We start from the raw sequence: 16,825 nt of genomic DNA, 5'->3' as shown, positions 1-16,825 counted from the left end.
CCCCCTTCAGACGAAAAGGGCGGGGTTGCCCCCGCCCGGTCGGTTTACTCGGCCTCGGCCGGAGCGGCGGCTTTCGCGGCCTTTTCCTCGGCGCGCTTCTTGGCCTTCGCGCCGGGCTCGGCCTTCTTCATGTTGGCGCGGGTGGCCTTTTCACGGACACCGGCGGCTTCCAGGAAGCGGGCCACGCGGTCGGTCGGCTGGGCGCCGTGGTCCAGCCAGTGCTTGGCGCGGTCCAGATCCAGCTTGATGCGGTCTTCGCTGTCTTTCGCCAGCAGCGGGTTGTAGGTGCCCAGCTTTTCCAGGAAGCGGCCGTCGCGCGGCATGCGCGAATCGGACACGACGATGGCATAGTGCGGGCGCTTCTTGCTGCCGCCACGGGCCAGACGGATTTTCGTTGCCATTGGGTTTCTCCTTGTAATGGCGGGTTTGGCGGGGATCCCGCCGTCAGGATTGGAAGGTTTCGTGGTGCCGGATGACTTCGGCGATCACGAAGTTCAGGAATTTGCGCGCGAATTCCGGGTCCAGGTCGGCCTCGCGCGCGAGGCGTTCCAGCCGCTCGATCTGCTGCGCCTCGCGGGCAGGATCGGACGGCGGAAGGTCGTGTTCGGCCTTGAGGCGGCCGACGGATTGGGTGTGCTTGAAGCGTTCGGCCAGCGTATAGACCAGGATCGCGTCCAGCCGGTCGATGCTGGCACGGTGGTCGCGCAGCAGCGCGGCGGCGCGAGCGACGGGATCATTCACGGCGTCCATCATTTCTTTCCGAACAGGCCCGACAAGCCGCCGGGCAGCCCGGCCTTGCCCAGTTGCCCGCCCAGGCCGCGCGGATCCTGCAGCATCTTCTGCGCTTCGGCCATTTTCGCCGGATCGAAGTTTTCCAGGTCGGGCAGTCCGCCGCCCTTGCCGGTCATGGCGCGCATGGCCTGCTTCAGCATCCCGCCCTTGCCCATCTTTCCCAGCTTCTTCATCGTGTCGGCCATCTGCTTCTGCATCTTCAGAAGCTTGTTCAGTTCCGACACGTCCATGCCCGCGCCCGCCGCGATCCGCTTCTTGCGGCTGGCCTGCAGCATGTCGGGATTGGCGCGTTCCTTTTTCGTCATCGAATTGATCAGCGCGATCTGCCGGGCGATGGCGCGGTCGTCCATGCCGGCAGCCTCGGCCTGCTTGGCCATCTTGGCCATGCCGGGCATCATGCCCATGATGGACTGCATGCCCCCCATCTTCTGCATTTGCTCAAGCTGGCCCCGAAGGTCGTTCATGTTGAACAGACCCTTCTGGAACCGCTTCATCATGCGCTCGGCCTGCTCGACCTCCAGCACCTGCTGGGCCTTTTCCACCAGGGCCACGATGTCGCCCATGCCGAGGATGCGGCCCGCGACGCGCTGCGCGTCGAAGGTTTCCAGGGCGTCCATCTTTTCGCCAAGGCCGACGAAGCGGATCGGCTTGCCGGTAATGGCGCGCATCGACAGGGCCGCGCCGCCGCGTCCGTCGCCGTCCATCCGGGTCAGCACCACGCCCGAGACGCCGACCTTCGCGTCGAACTCGGTCGCGACGTTCACCGCGTCCTGGCCGGTCAGGCCATCGACGACCAGCAGCGTTTCGCGCGGCTGGGCGATGTCGCGGACGGCCTGAACCTCGTCCATCAACTGCTGGTCGATGTGCAACCGGCCGGCGGTGTCGAGCATCACCACGTCATAGCCGCCAAGGCTGGCCTGCTGTTTCGCACGCTGCGCGATCTGGGTGGCGGTCTGGCCCGGCACGATAGGCAGGGTATCGACGCCGATCTGGCTGCCCAGGATCGCCAGCTGCTCCATGGCAGCGGGGCGGTTGGTGTCCAGCGAGGCCATCAACACGCGCTTCTTCTCGCGCTCCTTGAGGCGCAGGGCCAGTTTCGCGGTGGTGGTGGTCTTGCCCGAGCCTTGCAGGCCCACCATCAGGATCGGCGCGGGCGGGTTGTCGATGCGCAGGCTTTCGGGCGCGTCATCGCCCTGCAGGATCTTGATGAGTTCATCATGGACGATCTTGACGACCTGCTGGCCAGGCGTGATCGACTTGGTGACGGCGGACCCGGTGGCCTTCTGCGTGACCGATTTCACGAAGTTGCGCGCCACCGGCAGGGAAACGTCAGCTTCCAGCAGGGCCACGCGGACCTCGCGCATGGCGGCGGTCACGTCGTCCTCGGTCAGCGCGCCCTGCTTGGTCAGCCGGTCGAAGACGCCGCCCAAACGGTCGGAAAGGTTCTCGAACATCGCCGGGCCTCCTTCGGTCCAAAACAGGTTTGCCCCCGTGGGCGCGACGCGCTGACGGGGGGCGATCCCCGCCCAAGGCAGGGACCGGAAGGCCAATCCTTCCGGGAATCGTGGCTCACATAGGCAAAACCGGCGTCTGAGTCAACGCGGCATCGCCGTTTGCGGGTCAGCCCCTTCTGGTGCCGATCGGCAGCGGCAGGGTAATGCTGGGCATGTTCATGTCGGGGGTGAAGGCCGGGATGCCCTTGATACGGCTGAAATGGCGAATGAAGGCGGTATCCATGGCAGAGCTTCCGCTGGATTCCAGGATCTGCACGTTCGTCACGCTTCCATCGCGCGCAATGGTGATCGCCAGCGTGGTGGAATGAGGCCGGTTGCCCCCAGTGGTGTGCAGCGCGGAATCCGAGCGGCGCAGCGCGCGGCGGAAGTGCTGAAAAGTCTGTTCCGCCCAGTCGCGCGCGTTCCGGGGGCCTGTCTCCGCGAGGCGTCCGAACGATGACTGCGCCTGAACGGGCGCCGTCATGGAGCCTGCAACAACAAACAAAATTGCAAAGGCGGCAAGAAATCTTGAAAACATGGTCATATCCGTTTCGGTGTCAGAACCTTACAGGATACCTATAGCCAATCTGAAAATCGCCGCCACGCGTTAAATCATTAAGATTACAAGCAAGGCCGACGCTGTGTCAGCCTTGCAATCTGGCGTGCCTTACGCCGCCAGCTTTTCCAGCGCGTCCTGTGCGCGGGCCAGGCCCGCCTCGCGGTCCATCGCCAGGCGGTCTGCGGCGACGAAGTCCACATCCGTGATGCCCAGGAAGCCCAGGATGAAGCGGACATAGCCCGAGGCGTGGTCCAGATCCGACCCCATGGGCGTGCCTGCCGCGCTGTAGGCGACGATGGCGCGCTTGCCCTTCAGCAGGCCTTCGGGGCCTTCGGCGGTATAGCGGAAGCTCTTGCCCGCCCGCGCGATCTGGTCCAGCCAGTTCTTCAACTGCGCGGTCAGGGTGAAGTTATAGATCGGCAGGCCGATCACCAGCACATCCGCCGCCTGGACCTCGGCCAGATAGGCGTCGGAAATATCGATCAGGCGCTGCTGGTCGGCGGTGGGGTTTTCCGGCATCAGGCGGACGGCCTTGAACCAGTCGGTGTCGATGGCGGGCACGCCGTCGTTCAGGTCGCGATAGGTCACCGTCGCGTCGGGGTTGGCAGCGGTCAGTTTCGCCACGATGTCGGCGGTCAGCTTGCGCGAGACCGAGGCCTCGCCGGTGATGGCGCTGTCGATATGCAGGATGTTCATAGGTCGGTCCATTCGGGTTATTCGTTGATGATGATTTAGGTCTATGCATTGCCGAACGGAAGGGCGATAAACGCGCAATATCTGTGCGGGGATGCACATGAGCATCGACAGTTGGGACGATCTTCGCATCGCGCTGGCCGTGGCGCGCAGCGGCACCGTCAGCGCCGCAGCCGAAGCCTTGGGCGTCCACCACGCCACCGTCATCCGCCGCATCGACGGGCTTGAGGCGCAGCTTGGCGTCAAGCTGTTCCAGCGCCATCCGCGCGGCTATGCCCTGACCGAAGCAGGGCAGGCCATGCTGAAGGTCGCGGGGGAGGCCGACGAACGCTTTGCCCAACTGGCATCCCGGATCGCGGGCGGGGGCGACCGGATCGAGGGGGAACTGGTCGTCACGTCCTTGCCCGACCTGTCCGATGTGGTCATGCCCCGGCTGATCCGGCTGATGCGCCAGCATCCAGGGCTGCGGCTGAATTACGTCACCGACGTGCGCCTGTTCCGCCTGGACGCGGGCGAGGCGCATGTGGCGATCCGCGCGGGCAGCCAGCCGACGGAACCGGATTACGTGGTCCGGTCCATGGGTGCCGTGCGGCAGGCGATCTATGCCGCGCCCGCCTATCTTGCGGCGCATGGGACCGTGACGGACATCGACGGCCATCCCCTGGCCCTGCCGGGGCCGCAGGCGCGCAATGCGCCGCTGATGGTCTGGCTGCGCGGCCGGATCCGGCCGGACCAGGCCGTCATCACCGCCAATGACGATGCCGCGCGCGAGGCCGCGATCCGCGCGGGCCTTGCCATCGGCCCCCTGTCGCCATCCCGCGCCGAAGGCCTGATCGAGGTCATGGCCCTGCCCGAATGGGATTCGCGGCTGTGGCTGGTCACCCATGTCGATCTGCACCGCACGCCCAAGGTGCAGGCGGCGGTCGCGGCGCTGCGGGGCGACTGATCCCCCTTCACTCTGTGCAGGCCCTCGGCCAAGGTATGCGGCAGGAGGAACCCCATGACCCATCCCATCAGCCGCTTTCCGGTGCCCGATCTTGCAGCCCTGCCCGACGACATGCGCGACGCCATCGACAAGGTCGCCGAAAAATCCGGCTTCGTGCCGAACGTCTTTCTGGCGCTGGCGCATCGGCCCGACGAATTCCGCGCCTTCTTCGCCTATCACCAGGCGCTGATGGAAAAGGACACCGGCCTGTCCAAGGCCGAACGCGAAATGATCGTGGTGGCCGTCAGCGGCATCAACAACTGCCAGTATTGCGTGGTGGCCCATGGCGCGATCCTGCGGATCCGGGCCAAGGATCCGCTGATTGCCGACCAGGTCGCGGTCAACTGGCGCAAGGCGGATCTGACGGACCGGCAGCGGGCGATGCTGGCCTATGCCGAAAAGGTGACGGTCGCGGCCTATCAGATCGGGGACGCGGATCATCAGGCGCTGCGCGACGCGGGCTTTGACGCGGATGAAATCTGGGACATCGGCGCCATCGCGGCCTTCTTCGGCATGTCGAACCGGATGGCCAATGCCGGGGATTTCCGTGCCAATGACGAATTCTACATGCTGGGCCGCCAGGCGCCGGATTTCCCGTGAACCGGACCGAGGCGCTGCGCGGCCATGCCGCGATGGGGCTGTTTTCGGCGCTTGTGGCGGGGTCGTTCTCGCTGGGCGTCCGGGCCGCGAACCTGATTGACCCGGCGGCGATCACCGTCGCCCGCTTCATCATCGCGGCGGGCGTGCTGGCGGGCATCGCGGCTCTGGTGCCCGGCCGCGGCAGGTCGCGCGCGCTGCTGGAGGCACCCTGGCGGTACCTGCTGCTGGGTGGGGCCTTCGCAGGCTATTTCGTGCTGATGTTCGAAGGGCTGAAGACCGCCCCCGCTGTGTCGGCAAGCGCGGTCTTCACGCTGACCCCGATCATGGCGGCGGGCTTTGGCTGGCTGCTTCTGCGCCAGCGGATGACCGGCCATCTGGCGGCGGCTCTGGCGCTTGGCGGGGCAGGGGCGCTGTGGGTGATCTTTCGCGGCGACCTGGCCGCCCTGACGCGGATGGAGATCGGACGCGGCGAGGGGATCTATCTTGTCGGCTGCGCGCTGCACGCCCTTTATACGCCGCTGGTCCGCAGGCTGAACCGGGGCGAGGGGCCGCTGATCTCGTCGCTGGGCACGCTGGTCGCGGGCGGAATCCTGACGGCGGTCTGGGGATGGGGCGCGTTGACGGCGACGGCCTGGGGGGCGCTGCCCGCGATCGTCTGGATCACCGTCTTCTATGTCGCGGTCTTCGCCAGTGCGTGCTCTACGATGCTGGTGCAATATGCGGCGCTGCGCCTGCCGTCGGCCAAGGTCATGGCCTATACCTATCTGACGCCCCTTTGGGTGATCGGGCTGGAGGCCGCGCTGGGCAGGGGCATGCCCGGCATCGCGGTTCTGCCGGGGATGCTGGCGATCCTGGGCGCGCTGGCGCTGCTGCTGGGTGGGGACGAGCCTGCGCGGTCTAGCTCACCCGTCCGCTGATCCGGGCCCAGAGGCTGCGGGCGGCGGGTTTCGGCGTGACGGGATGGCCGGTCAGCACGCGGCCGCCCGCCTCGACGCTGACGCGGCCATCGGGCAGGCGGGACACCACCGGCCCCTGCGCCTGCTGGCGGGCGCCGATGGCGATGGTGGCATAGCCCGGTTCGCGCCGATGATTGGGCAGGTCGTCCAGCCACAAGGCCGCCGGGCTGACGATGGCAGAGGCCGGGGGCAGCGCAAGGCCGGTGATGAAGTTGGGCGTCATGGTCTTTCCTCCCTTCGCCATGTGCTGGCCTTGGGACCATTAGGACAGATGCAGGCTTTTCGCGCAAGAAAAAACGACTTTAAAGGTCGTGATTGATTTCGGCGGATGGACAAGGCGGCGGGCGGGGCAGCAAGGCATCGGCGGCCGGCGTTCTGACAGCGGGCGCTTTCCTTCATGGTCTCGCCCCGCTACGGTCCCGCGCGGGAAAGACCGGCAAGGGGCGGCTTCGTGGCGCATATCATCGTTGTGGGCAACGAAAAGGGTGGCTCGGGCAAGTCCACCACCTCGATGCATGTGGCGACTGCCCTGGTCCGCATGGGCCATCGCGTGGGCGGGCTGGATCTGGACGTGCGCCAGCGCAGCTTTGGCCGCTATCTGGAAAACCGCGCCCATTTTGCGCAGCGCGAAGGGCTGGACCTGCCCATGCCCGTCATCGGCACCATGGGCGAGGGCAGCGATCCCCTGTCCCCCGCCCTGACCGCGCTGGAGGCCACCTGCGACTTCATCCTGCTGGACTGCCCCGGTTCGCACACGAAGCTGAGCCAGATGGCCCATACGCTGGCCGACACGCTGATCACGCCGATGAACGACAGCTTCGTCGATTTCGACCTGCTGGCGCGGCTGTCGCCCGAGGGCAAGATCCTGGGCCCGTCGATCTATGCCGAGATGGTCTGGTCGGCGCGGCAGATGCGCGCGCAGGCGGGCGCGGGGCCGATCGACTGGCTGGTGCTGCGCAACCGCTTGGGGACGCAGGCCATGCACAACAAGCGCAAGGTGGGCGGCGCGTTGCAGTCGCTGTCGAAACGCATCGGCTTTCGCGTGGCGCCGGGATTCTCGGAACGCGTCATCTTCCGCGAACTGTTCCCGCGCGGCCTGACCCTGCTGGACCTGAAGGACATCGGCACCGAACAGCTGTCCATGTCCAACATCGCCGCGCGGCAGGAGTTGCGCGACCTGATCGCGGAACTGAACCTGCCGGGCGTCGCGGTCAACTTCTAGGCAAGCCTTTCCGCCGCGCATTGTTGGCGGGGGCTTCAGCAATTATGTTGCCCCGCAGGTCATCATGGCAGGCTGTCCCATGCGCATCCTTTCCGTTCTGCTTGTCGCATTCGCCTTGCCGCTGACCGCATCGGCGAACGAGCCCGCGACCGCCTCCGAAGCACCCGCGCGGGTCGCGCCATCCGTGACTGTCGAACCCGCTGCCCGGTCCGAGGTGCAGGCCCGCGTTCCGGTTTCGGGCACAATTGTCGCCCGGCAGGAGGTGCAGGTCTTTCCGCAGGTGTCGGGCCATGAGATCACCGAAATCCTGGCCGAGGCGGGCGACAGCGTGACCAAAGGCCAGGTGCTGGCGCGGCTGTCCACCGACACGCTGTCAGCGCTGCTGGAACAGGCCCGCGCCGAATACCTGCGGGCCGAGGCGGGCGTGGGGCAGGCGCAAAGCACCATTGACAGCGCCGATGCGCTTCTGAAGCAGGCACGGACGACCCTGCAGCGGGTGCGGCAGTTGCGCGAGGCGGGCACGGCCGCGCAATCCGCCCTGGACGACGCCATCGCGGCCGAGGCGAATGCCCGCGCGCAGGCGGCCTCGGCCGCCGACGGGCTGGCCGTGGCCCGCGCCGCGCTGGCCCAGGCCGAAGCCGCGCGGCGCATTGCCGAACTGAACCTGGACCACGCCGAGATCACCGCTCCGGTCGCGGGCGTCATTGTCGCGCGCAATGCGGAATTGGGCGCACTGGCGGGGGGCGGCGCCGATCCGCTGTTCACCCTGCTGGCCGATGGCGCGGTGGAAATGTCGGCCGAGGTGATCGAAACGGCGCTTGCCAGCCTGGAGGTCGGCGATCCGGCGGAAATCACCGTGGCGGGGGTGGGTCCGATGGCGGGACAGGTGCGGCTGGTCCCGGCCTCGGTCGATCCGGTGACGCGGCTGGGGGTCATGCGCATCTCGCTGGATGCCAAGGGCATCCGAACCGGGCAATTCGCCAGCGGCTGGGTCATCACCGACCGGCGGCAGGCCGTCACCGTCCCCGCATCGGCGGTCCTGGCGGATGACAGCGGAGAGCGTGTGCAGGTCGTCAAGAACGGCGTGGTCGAAACCCGCCCGGTCCGCGCGGGGCTGCTGTGGAACGGGCGGCGCGAAATCATCGAAGGCGTGACGCCGGGCGAACAGGTCATCGCGCGGTCGGGCGCCTTCTTCCGCACCGGCGACCAGGTGCGCCCGGTCGCAGCCGAAGGGGCGGGGCCATGAACTTTTCCACCCTGTCGATCCGCCACCCGGTCCCGCCCATCGCCGTCTTCCTGGTGCTGGTGATCGTCGGGCTGTTCAGCTTCAATCGCCTGCCGGTCACGGCCATGCCGAACATCGACCTGCCCATCGTGCAGGTCACCATCGACCAGCCGGGCGCGGCGCCGTCCGAACTGACCAGCCAGGTCATCCAGCCGGTCGAGGACAGCATCGCATCCGTCACCGGGGTGCGGCACCAGACATCGACCGCGACGGACAGCACGGCGCAGATCGTGGTCGAGTTCGAGCTGGAAACCGACAGCGACCGGGCCGTGAACGACATCAAGGACGCGGTGTCCAACGTCCGCCAGCAACTGCCCGAAAGCATCAGCGAGCCGCTGGTGCGGCGGCTGGACGTGACCGGAATGCCGATTCTGACCTATGCCGTCAGCGACCCGACCCAATCCATCGAAGCGCTGTCGAAATTCGTGGACGACGTGATCGGGCGAGAGCTTTCGACCGTCCCCGGCGTCGGCAAGACCACCCGCATCGGCGGGGCCGCACGCGAGATCAAGGTGGAACTCGACCCCGACCGGCTGCTGGCCCATGGCCTGACGGCGGCGGATGTGTCGAACCAGCTTCGCGCGCGCAACATCGACCTGGGTGGCGGGCGCGGCGATCTGGCGGGGCGCGAATATTCGATCCGCACGCTGGGGGCCGCCGACAGCGTGGACCAGCTTGCCGGGGCGCCGATCTCCATTGCCGAGGGCCGGACGATCCGGCTGGACCAGCTTGGCCGCGTGATCGATGGCCCCGCCGAGGAACGCAGCTTCGCCCTGCTGGACGGCCAGCCGGTCGTGGCCTTCGGCATCTATCGCACGACCGGCGCATCCGACCTGGGCGCGGGCGACGACGCCAAGGAACGGCTGGCCCGGATCGCCGAGCGGTTTCCGAACGTGCAGATCACCCTGATCGACGACGCTACCACCTATACCGAGGCCAGCTATCACAGCGCCATGGACACGCTGTATGAAGGCGCGGCGCTGGCGGTGGTGGTGGTCTTCCTGTTCCTGCGCAACTGGCGCGCCACGCTGGTCGCCGCCGTGGCGCTGCCCCTGTCGATCATCCCGACCTTCTTCGTCATGCAGTGGCTGGGCTTCACCCTGAACGGCATCAGCCTGCTGGGCATCACGCTGGTCACCGGCATCCTGGTCGATGACGCCATCGTCGAGATCGAGAACATCGTCCGCCATATCGGCATGGGCGTGCCCCCCTATGAGGCCAGCGAGGAAGCCGCGAACGAGATCGGGCTGACGGTGATCGCGATCAGCTTCTCCATCGTCGCGGTCTTCGCGCCGGTCAGCTTCATGGGCGGCATTCCGGGGCAGTATTTCAAGCAGTTCGGGCTGACGGTCGCGGTCTCGGTGCTGTTCTCGCTGCTGGTGGCGCGGATCATTACGCCGATGATGGCGGCCTATCTGATGCGCGGCACGGTGCATGGCACGGAACAGCGCGACGGGTTTGTCATGCGCGGGTTGATGCGCGTCGTGGGCTGGACCCTGCGCCATCGCGGGCTGACGCTGCTGACGGGGCTGGGGATCTTCGCCGGGTCCATCTATTCCGCGACGCTGCTGCCGACCGAGTTCATCCCCGCATCGGACATCGGCCGCAGCCAGATCGAGGTCGAACTGCCCCCCGGCGCCACCATCGACAATACCGAGGATGCCGCCCGCCGCCTGTCCGCCCGGATCGACGAGGTGCCCGAGGTGCAATCGGTCTTCGTCTATAGCGACGGGTCCGACGTGACCGAGGCGCGGGTGATGATAAATTACGGCAAGAAGGAAACCCGCGAACGGTCGCAATTCGTGCTGGAGGAGGAGTTGAAGCAACGCCTGTCCGGCACGCCCGACATGCGCATCAACTTCCAGAACGAGAACGGCCAGAACGACCTGACCATCAACGTCCTGGGCACGACCGAGGATGGCGCGGCGCTTGCCGCCGAACGCCTGGCCACGGCCATGTCGGGGCTGCCGTCCCTGGAAAGCGTGACCACCACGGCGCGGCTGCAGCGGCCTGAAATCCAGATCAGGCCGCGCGCCGATGTGGCGGCGCAGCTTGGCGTCTCGGCCAGCGACATGGCGACCACGCTGCGGGTGGCGACGCTGGGCGACGTGGAATCGAACCTGGCCAAGTTCAACGCGGGCGACGAGCAGATCCCAATCGTCGTGCGGCTGTCTGCCGATGCCCGCGCCGACCTGATGAAGGTGCAGAACCTGCGGGTCAATTCATCCCAGGGGCAGGTGCCGCTGGACGCGGTGGCCGATGTCACCCTGTCCGCCGGCGCGACCGAGATCGGGCGATACGACCGCCAGTTCCAGACCACGGTCAACGCGAACCTTGCCGACGGGCAATTGTTGGGCCCGGTCAGCGCGCAGGTCACGGAATTGCAGAACCGGATCGAACTGCCCCCCGGCACACGCATCCAGCCGTCGGGCGATGCCGAGATCATGGGCGAGGTCTTCGGCGCCTTCGGCACCGCCATGGGCGCGGGGGTGATGCTGGTCTATGTCGTCCTTGTGCTGCTGTTCCACAACTTCATCACGCCGGTGACGATCCTGATGTCGCTGCCGCTGGCGATCGGCGGGGCGATCCTGGCGCTGTTCGTCACCGGCCATTCGATCAGCATGGCTGTGGTGATCGGTTTCCTGATGCTGATGGGGATCGTCACCAAGAACTCGATCATGCTGGTGGAGTTCGCGCTGTCGGCCATCGAGACGGGCGTGGCGAAACGCGACGCGATCCTGGATGCCGTCCACAAGCGGGCGCGCCCCATCGTGATGACCACCATCGCGATGAGCGCGGGGATGATTCCGTCCGCCCTGGCGACCGGGGAAGGCGGTGAGTTCCGCGCGCCCATGGCGATTGCGGTGATCGGGGGGCTGCTGCTCTCTACCGTGCTGTCGCTGCTATTCGTGCCTTCGCTGTTCTCGCTGATCCATGGCGGGCAGGGGCGGCTGGCGGGGTGGATTTCGCGGCGTATCGGCTTGAACCGGCCCCGGCAGGCGGCGGAGTAGCTTTGCGTCCCGCGGCGGCCGGGGGCGCTTCGCCCCCCGGACCCCCAGAGGATATTTGGGCAAAGGTGAAATGAAAAAGGGGCGCCCTGCGAGCGCCCCCTCATGGAACCTGCGGCAGGATCAGGCCAGCATCCCCATCGGGTTTTCCAGATGGTTCACGATGGCTTCCAGCAGTTGCGCGCCAAGCGCGCCGTCGATGACGCGGTGATCGACCGACAGGGTCATCGACATGACGTTGCGGATGACCACCTCGCCATTCTCGACCACGGGCGTCTGGATGCCCGCGCCGACGGCGAGGATCGCGCCGTGGGGCGGGTTGATGACCGCGTCGAAGTTCTCGATCCCGAACATGCCGAGGTTCGAGATCGCGAAGCTGCCGCCCTGGTATTCGTGGGGGGCGAGCTTCTTGGTCTTGGCGCGGTTCGCCAGATCCTTCATCTTGGTCGAGAGTGCCGACAGCGTCTTCTGGTGCGCGTCCTTGAGGACCGGGGTGAACAGCCCCCCTTCGATGGCGACGGCGACCGCCACGTCCGAGGGCTTCAGCTTCAGGATCCGGTCGCCCGCCCAGACGGCGTTTGCATCGGGCACCTGTTGCAGCGCAAGCGCGCAGGCCTTGATGATGAAGTCGTTGACCGACAGCTTCACGCCCCGCGATTCAAGCTGCTTGTTCAGCATGGCGCGGAACTTCATCAGTTCGTCCAGCTTGGCCGAGCGGCGCAGGTAGAAATGCGGGATGGTCTGCTTGGCCTCGGACAGGCGGGCGGCGATGGTGCGGCGCATGCCGTCCAGCGGCACCTCGGTCGTTTCGCGGTCCGCATACATCTTGAGGATCGCGTCGGCCGAAGGCGCTTTCGGGGCCTGAGCGGCCGGAGCCGGGGCGGCGGCAGCCGGTGCGGCGGCGGGGGCCGGGGCAGGCTTTGCCGCGCCGGGCTGCGCGCCTTCGACATCGGCCTTTACGATGCGGCCGCGCGGGCCGGTGCCGGTGATACCCGACAGGTCGATGCCCTTTTCAGCCGCGATCCGGCGGGCGAGGGGGGATGCGAAGACGCGGTTGCCACCTTCACCCTTGGCGGGCGCGGGCTTGGCGGCTCCGGCATCCCCGGCGATGGGCGGGTTGACGGGGCTGCCATAGCTTTTTTCGGCAGCGGCCTTTTCCTCGGCCGCAGGCGCGGCCTTGGCGGGTGCGGGGCTGGCTGCGGCCGAGGCATCCTCGCCTTCCTCCAGCAGCACGGCGATGGGGGTGTTGACCTTCACGCCCTGCGCGCCTTCGGCGATCAGGATCTTGCCGATGGTGCCTTCGTCCACGGCCTCGAACTCCATCGTGGCCTTGTCGGTCTCGATCTCGGCGATGATGTCGCCGGACTTGACGGCGTCACCCTCTTTCACCAGCCATTTGGCAAGCGTCCCTTCCTCCATGGTGGGGGACAGCGCAGGCATCAGGATTTCTGTCGGCATGATGCGTTCCCCTCAGCGGTAGGTGACTTTTTTCACGGCTTCCACGACCTCGGGGGCGGTGATCAGCGCGTGCTTCTCAAGGTTGGCGGCATAGGGCATGGGCACGTCCTTGCCGGTGCAGTTGATCACGGGCGCATCCAGGTAATCGAAGGCGTTTTCCATGACATAGGCCGACAGGTGGTTGCCGATGGAGCCCACGGGGAAGCCTTCCTCGACGGTGACGACGCGGTTGGTCTTCTTCACCGATTCGATGATCGTGCCATAGTCGATGGGGCGCAGGGTCCGCAGGTCGATCACCTCGGCGTCGATCCCGTCCTGGGCCAGCATGTCGGCGGCCTCCAGCGCGTGCGACATGCCGATGCCGAAGCTGATGATGGTCACGTCCTTGCCGGTCCGCGCGATGCGGGCCTTGCCGAAGGGGATGGTGAAGTCCTCAAGGTCCGGCACCTCGAAGGACCGGCCGTAGAGGATCTCGTTCTCCAGGAAGATGACCGGGTTCGGGTCGCGGATCGCCTGCTTCATCAGGCCCTTCGCATCCGCCGCGCTGTAGGGCATCACCACCTTCAGGCCGGGGACCGAGGCGTACCAGGCGGCATAGTCCTGGCTGTGCTGGGCCGCCACGCGCGCGGCGGCGCCGTTCGGACCGCGGAAGACGATGGGGCAGCCCATCTGGCCGCCCGACATGTAGAGCGTCTTCGCGGCCGAGTTGATGATGTGGTCCATCGCCTGCATGGCGAAGTTGAAGGTCATGAACTCGACAATGGGGCGCAGGCCGGCAAGCGCCGCGCCGGTGCCGATGCCGGCAAAGCCGATCTCGCTGATGGGCGTGTCCACGACCCGGCGGGGACCGAAGCGGTCCAGCAGGCCTTGGCTGATCTTGTAGGCGCCCTGGTATTCGCCGACTTCCTCGCCCATCAGGAAGACGGTCTCGTCGCGTTCCATTTCCTCGGCCATGGCCTCCCGCAGGGCTTCCCGCACGGTCATGGTCTTCATCTTCGTCCCCTCGGGCCAGTCGGGGCTGCGGTCAGGCTCGGGGGTCTTGACCTGTTCGACGGCGGATGCGGCGGGCGCTTCAGCCTTTGCCTCGGCGGGCGCGGCGGCAGCCGGAGCCTCGGCCTTCACGTCATCGGCGGATTCGCCTTCCTCGACCAAAACGGCGATGGGGGTGTTCACCTTCACGCCCTGCGAGCCTTCGGCGATCAGGATCTTGCCCAGGATGCCTTCATCCACCGCCTCGAATTCCATGGTGGCCTTGTCGGTCTCGATCTCGGCGATGATGTCGCCGGATTTCACCGCGTCGCCTTCCTTCTTCAGCCATTTCGCCAGGGTGCCTTCCTCCATCGTGGGGGACAGGGCGGGCATCAGGATTTCGGTTGCCATATACTCAGCCCTCCCTCAGGCGACTTCTTCGGCGCTGCCCTGGGGCAGGTCTTCGGCGTAAATGTCGGTCCACAGCTCTTCCAGCGCGGGTTCCGGGCTTTCCTTGGCGAACTCGGCCGAATCGTTCACGATGTCCTTGATCTCCTTGTCGATGGCCTTCAGGTCATCCTCGGACGCGTGGCTGCCCTGCAGCAGCAATTCGCGCACATGTTCGATGGCGTCGCGTTCGTCGCGCATCTTCTGCACTTCCTCGCGCGTGCGATACTTGGCCGGGTCGGACATCGAGTGGCCGCGATAGCGATAGGTCATCACCTCAAGGATGTACGGCCCCTTGCCCGCGCGGCAGTGTGCCACGGCCTTTTCGCCCGCCGCCTTCACGGCCAGCACGTCCATGCCGTCCACCTGTTCGCCGGGGATGCCGAAAGCCTCGCCACGACCGAACAGGGTGGTCGAGCGCGTGGACCGCTTCATCGACGTGCCCATGGCATACTGGTTGTTCTCGATCACGAAAATGACCGGCAATTCCCAGATCATCGCCATGTTGTAGGTCTCGTAGACCTGGCCCTGGTTGGCCGCGCCATCGCCGAAATAGGCGAAGGTCACGTTGTCATTGCCCAGGTACTTATCGGCAAAGGCGAGGCCCGCGCCCAGCGGCACCTGCGCCGCGACGATGCCGTGACCGCCATAGAAGTGCTTTTCGCGGCTGAACATGTGCATGCTGCCGCCCTTGCCCTTGGAGTAACCCCCCTCGCGCCCGGTCAGTTCGGCCATCACGCCCCGCGCGGACATGCCGCAGGCCAGCATGTGGCCGTGGTCGCGATAGCTGGTGATGCGCTTGTCGCCTTCCTTCGCGGTCGCCTCCAGCCCCACGACGACCGCTTCCTGCCCGATATACAGGTGGCAGAAGCCGCCGATCAGGCCCATGCCGTAAAGCTGGCCCGCCTTTTCCTCGAACCGCCGGATCAGCAGCATGTCACGGTAATATTGCAGCAGCTCGTCCCTGGATACGTTGGACAGCGTCTCCGGGGTCTGTGTTTCGGCTGCGGGGGCAGGCTTCCTGGCCATGCGGGGGGTCCTCCTCAAAGCGCGGTCAGAATAGTTCAGCGTTAAACTACCCGTAACCGATCACAAAAGGAGGCGCAATCCGCGAACGTGACGGAGGGTCAGCGCAGGATCACCTCGCCTGCGCGGATGAGGCCCAGCACCTCTCGGGCGCGTTCGTCCAGCAGGTCGAGGTCCAGGTATTCGTCCGACATCCGCCGGGTCAGGTTCTGCATCTGCTGCACCTCGGTCTTCAGCTTGTCGCGCTGGATGGCCAGTTCGGCGGTCTCGGCCTCGATCTGGATGCGGCGCAGGATGCCCGACGGACCCTGCACGGCGGCAAAGGCGAAATACAGGCCCAAGGCCACGGCCAGGGCCAGAAGGATGGTGGCGCTGAGGGAGAGACGCTGCGACATGACAAGGGCCGTGTTGGTGTGCCGGGCGATCATGGCACAAGGGCGGGGCCGGGGAAATGCCCCGGATCAGGCGTTCCGGCGAAAGATCGCCTCGATTCGCGCGGCTTCATCCGCCAGGCCGAAGGGGGTGTTCAGCACCCACATGCCGGATCCCGCCATGGAATGGCCGGGACGGGCAGGGGCAAAGGCTACCTCGGATCGCAGGGCGTCGGGATGGGTGTCCATCAGCGCCTCCAGCATCGGCGCGTGGCGATTGTCGGTCAGGACCGGATACCACAGCGCGATGACCCCCACGTTCCATTTCCGCGCGATCAGCCCGATCTGGCGCGGGATCGCGGCATAATCGGCCTTCACCTCATAACTGGGATCGATCAGGATCATGCCTCGCCGGGGCGTGGGCGGGCAGACCGCCTGCGCCATCTGGAAGCCGTCCTGCCGGTGCAGCGTGGCAAAGCCCGCGACCGCCGACAAGGCATCGTATTCCGCCGGGTGCAGTTCGGCCAGATGCGCGGAATCGCCCCGCCGCAGGAAATGCGCGGCGATCAGCGGCGATCCGGGATAGGCTTGCGGACCGTAACTGCGGCGGACCTGCGCCAGCGCCACCAGCAGCGGGTGACCGGCGGGCAGCCAGCCCTCGGCCTCGGCGCGCTGGATGCCAGCGCGAGCCTCGCCTGTTTTCGCGGCCTCGGCCCCGTCCAGGGAATAGAGCCCGCGCCCGGCATGGGTTTCCAGATAGGACAGCGGCTTGTCCTTGCGCGTCAGGTAATCCAGCGCGGCGGCCAGCAGAGCGTGCTTGTGCAGGTCGGCCAGATTTCCGGCGTGATAGGCGTGTTGATAGCTGAGCATGACCCGCCCTTAGCCCGCAGCCGTTCGGGGCGAAAGGGCTATGTCGCCTTTCGCCGTCGCGGCGGCCCGGCAGAACCGATGTCCGAAAATG

The 16,825-nt window shown here is 66.6% G+C and carries 17 protein-coding genes; 6 read left to right on the top strand and 11 right to left on the bottom strand.

Annotation, left to right across the window (positions count from 1 at the left end; genetic code table 11):
- Positions 1 to 44: 44 nt before the first annotated feature.
- From rpsP to AAIL68_RS12775, 5 genes are all read right to left on the bottom strand, one after another.
- Positions 45 to 401: a 30S ribosomal protein S16 gene (gene rpsP / locus AAIL68_RS12795; protein ID WP_347140169.1), complete on the bottom strand. Its 357-nt coding sequence runs from the start codon at positions 399 to 401 to the stop codon at positions 45 to 47.
- Positions 402 to 444: 43 nt separating this feature from the next.
- Positions 445 to 741 (bottom strand): chorismate mutase, encoded by a 297-nt coding sequence (locus AAIL68_RS12790; protein WP_347140168.1) that lies wholly within the window; start codon positions 739 to 741, stop codon positions 445 to 447.
- A gap of 8 nt (positions 742 to 749) precedes the next feature.
- Positions 750 to 2,246 (bottom strand): signal recognition particle protein, encoded by a 1,497-nt coding sequence (gene ffh / locus AAIL68_RS12785; RefSeq protein ID WP_347140167.1) that lies wholly within the window; start codon positions 2,244 to 2,246, stop codon positions 750 to 752.
- A gap of 166 nt (positions 2,247 to 2,412) precedes the next feature.
- Positions 2,413 to 2,829: a TonB family protein gene (locus AAIL68_RS12780; protein ID WP_347140166.1), complete on the bottom strand. Its 417-nt coding sequence runs from the start codon at positions 2,827 to 2,829 to the stop codon at positions 2,413 to 2,415.
- 123 nt (positions 2,830 to 2,952) lie between these two features.
- The gene (locus AAIL68_RS12775; RefSeq protein ID WP_347140165.1) at positions 2,953 to 3,552 is read right to left on the bottom strand and encodes an NAD(P)H-dependent oxidoreductase; all 600 of its coding nucleotides are present in this window, start codon (positions 3,550 to 3,552) and stop codon (positions 2,953 to 2,955) included.
- An 85-nt stretch (positions 3,553 to 3,637) separates the two neighbouring features.
- Here AAIL68_RS12775 and AAIL68_RS12770 point away from each other — a divergent pair, with 85 nt between their 5' ends.
- The 3 genes from AAIL68_RS12770 to AAIL68_RS12760 are packed head-to-tail and all read left to right on the top strand — an operon-like array spanning position 3,638 to position 6,039.
- Positions 3,638 to 4,483 (top strand): LysR family transcriptional regulator, encoded by an 846-nt coding sequence (locus AAIL68_RS12770; protein WP_347140164.1) that lies wholly within the window; start codon positions 3,638 to 3,640, stop codon positions 4,481 to 4,483.
- Positions 4,484 to 4,537: 54 nt separating this feature from the next.
- Positions 4,538 to 5,122: a peroxidase-related enzyme gene (locus AAIL68_RS12765; RefSeq protein WP_347140163.1), complete on the top strand. Its 585-nt coding sequence runs from the start codon at positions 4,538 to 4,540 to the stop codon at positions 5,120 to 5,122.
- 32 nt (positions 5,123 to 5,154) lie between these two features.
- On the top strand, positions 5,155 to 6,039 hold the full coding sequence (locus AAIL68_RS12760; protein WP_347140198.1) for a DMT family transporter: 885 nt from the start codon (positions 5,155 to 5,157) through the stop codon (positions 6,037 to 6,039).
- Here the strand turns inward: AAIL68_RS12760 and AAIL68_RS12755 are convergent.
- The gene (locus tag AAIL68_RS12755) at positions 6,020 to 6,301 is read right to left on the bottom strand and encodes a hypothetical protein (RefSeq protein ID WP_347140162.1); all 282 of its coding nucleotides are present in this window, start codon (positions 6,299 to 6,301) and stop codon (positions 6,020 to 6,022) included. The two genes, AAIL68_RS12760 and AAIL68_RS12755, sit on opposite strands and share 20 nt — an antisense overlap.
- A gap of 228 nt (positions 6,302 to 6,529) precedes the next feature.
- On the opposite strand from AAIL68_RS12755, the gene AAIL68_RS12750 reads away from it, so the two are divergent.
- From AAIL68_RS12750 to AAIL68_RS12740, 3 genes are all read left to right on the top strand, one after another.
- A complete protein-coding gene (locus AAIL68_RS12750) occupies positions 6,530 to 7,300 on the top strand; it encodes a division plane positioning ATPase MipZ (RefSeq protein WP_347140161.1) in 771 nt (256 codons plus the stop codon).
- 79 nt (positions 7,301 to 7,379) lie between these two features.
- Positions 7,380 to 8,546, top strand: coding sequence for an efflux RND transporter periplasmic adaptor subunit (locus AAIL68_RS12745; RefSeq protein WP_347140160.1), 1,167 nt, complete (start codon positions 7,380 to 7,382; stop codon positions 8,544 to 8,546).
- A complete protein-coding gene (locus AAIL68_RS12740) occupies positions 8,543 to 11,596 on the top strand; it encodes an efflux RND transporter permease subunit (protein ID WP_347140159.1) in 3,054 nt (1,017 codons plus the stop codon). Before AAIL68_RS12745 ends, AAIL68_RS12740 begins: the two co-directional genes overlap by 4 nt.
- Before the next feature lie 120 nt (positions 11,597 to 11,716).
- Here the strand turns inward: AAIL68_RS12740 and AAIL68_RS12735 are convergent, their stop codons facing one another.
- From AAIL68_RS12735 to rlmJ, 5 genes are all read right to left on the bottom strand, one after another.
- Positions 11,717 to 13,051 (bottom strand): pyruvate dehydrogenase complex dihydrolipoamide acetyltransferase, encoded by a 1,335-nt coding sequence (locus AAIL68_RS12735; protein WP_347140158.1) that lies wholly within the window; start codon positions 13,049 to 13,051, stop codon positions 11,717 to 11,719.
- A gap of 12 nt (positions 13,052 to 13,063) precedes the next feature.
- On the bottom strand, positions 13,064 to 14,431 hold the full coding sequence (locus tag AAIL68_RS12730; protein WP_347140157.1) for a pyruvate dehydrogenase complex E1 component subunit beta: 1,368 nt from the start codon (positions 14,429 to 14,431) through the stop codon (positions 13,064 to 13,066).
- A 15-nt stretch (positions 14,432 to 14,446) separates the two neighbouring features.
- Positions 14,447 to 15,496: a pyruvate dehydrogenase (acetyl-transferring) E1 component subunit alpha gene (pdhA, locus tag AAIL68_RS12725; protein WP_347140156.1), complete on the bottom strand. Its 1,050-nt coding sequence runs from the start codon at positions 15,494 to 15,496 to the stop codon at positions 14,447 to 14,449.
- A 98-nt stretch (positions 15,497 to 15,594) separates the two neighbouring features.
- Positions 15,595 to 15,888 carry a septum formation initiator family protein gene (locus AAIL68_RS12720; protein ID WP_347140197.1) on the bottom strand — a complete coding sequence of 98 codons (294 nt, stop codon included), beginning with the start codon at positions 15,886 to 15,888 and terminating at the stop codon, positions 15,595 to 15,597.
- A gap of 66 nt (positions 15,889 to 15,954) precedes the next feature.
- On the bottom strand, positions 15,955 to 16,734 hold the full coding sequence (gene rlmJ / locus AAIL68_RS12715) for a 23S rRNA (adenine(2030)-N(6))-methyltransferase RlmJ (RefSeq protein WP_347140155.1): 780 nt from the start codon (positions 16,732 to 16,734) through the stop codon (positions 15,955 to 15,957).
- Between the last annotated feature and the right edge of the window lie 91 nt (positions 16,735 to 16,825).

The sequence above is a fragment of the Paracoccus sp. SSK6 genome (assembly GCF_039770665.1).
In the GTDB taxonomy this organism is placed as follows: domain Bacteria; phylum Pseudomonadota; class Alphaproteobacteria; order Rhodobacterales; family Rhodobacteraceae; genus Paracoccus.
The sequence above is the reverse complement of the archived record's forward strand: the minus strand, read 5'-3'. Positions and strand labels throughout refer to the sequence as shown.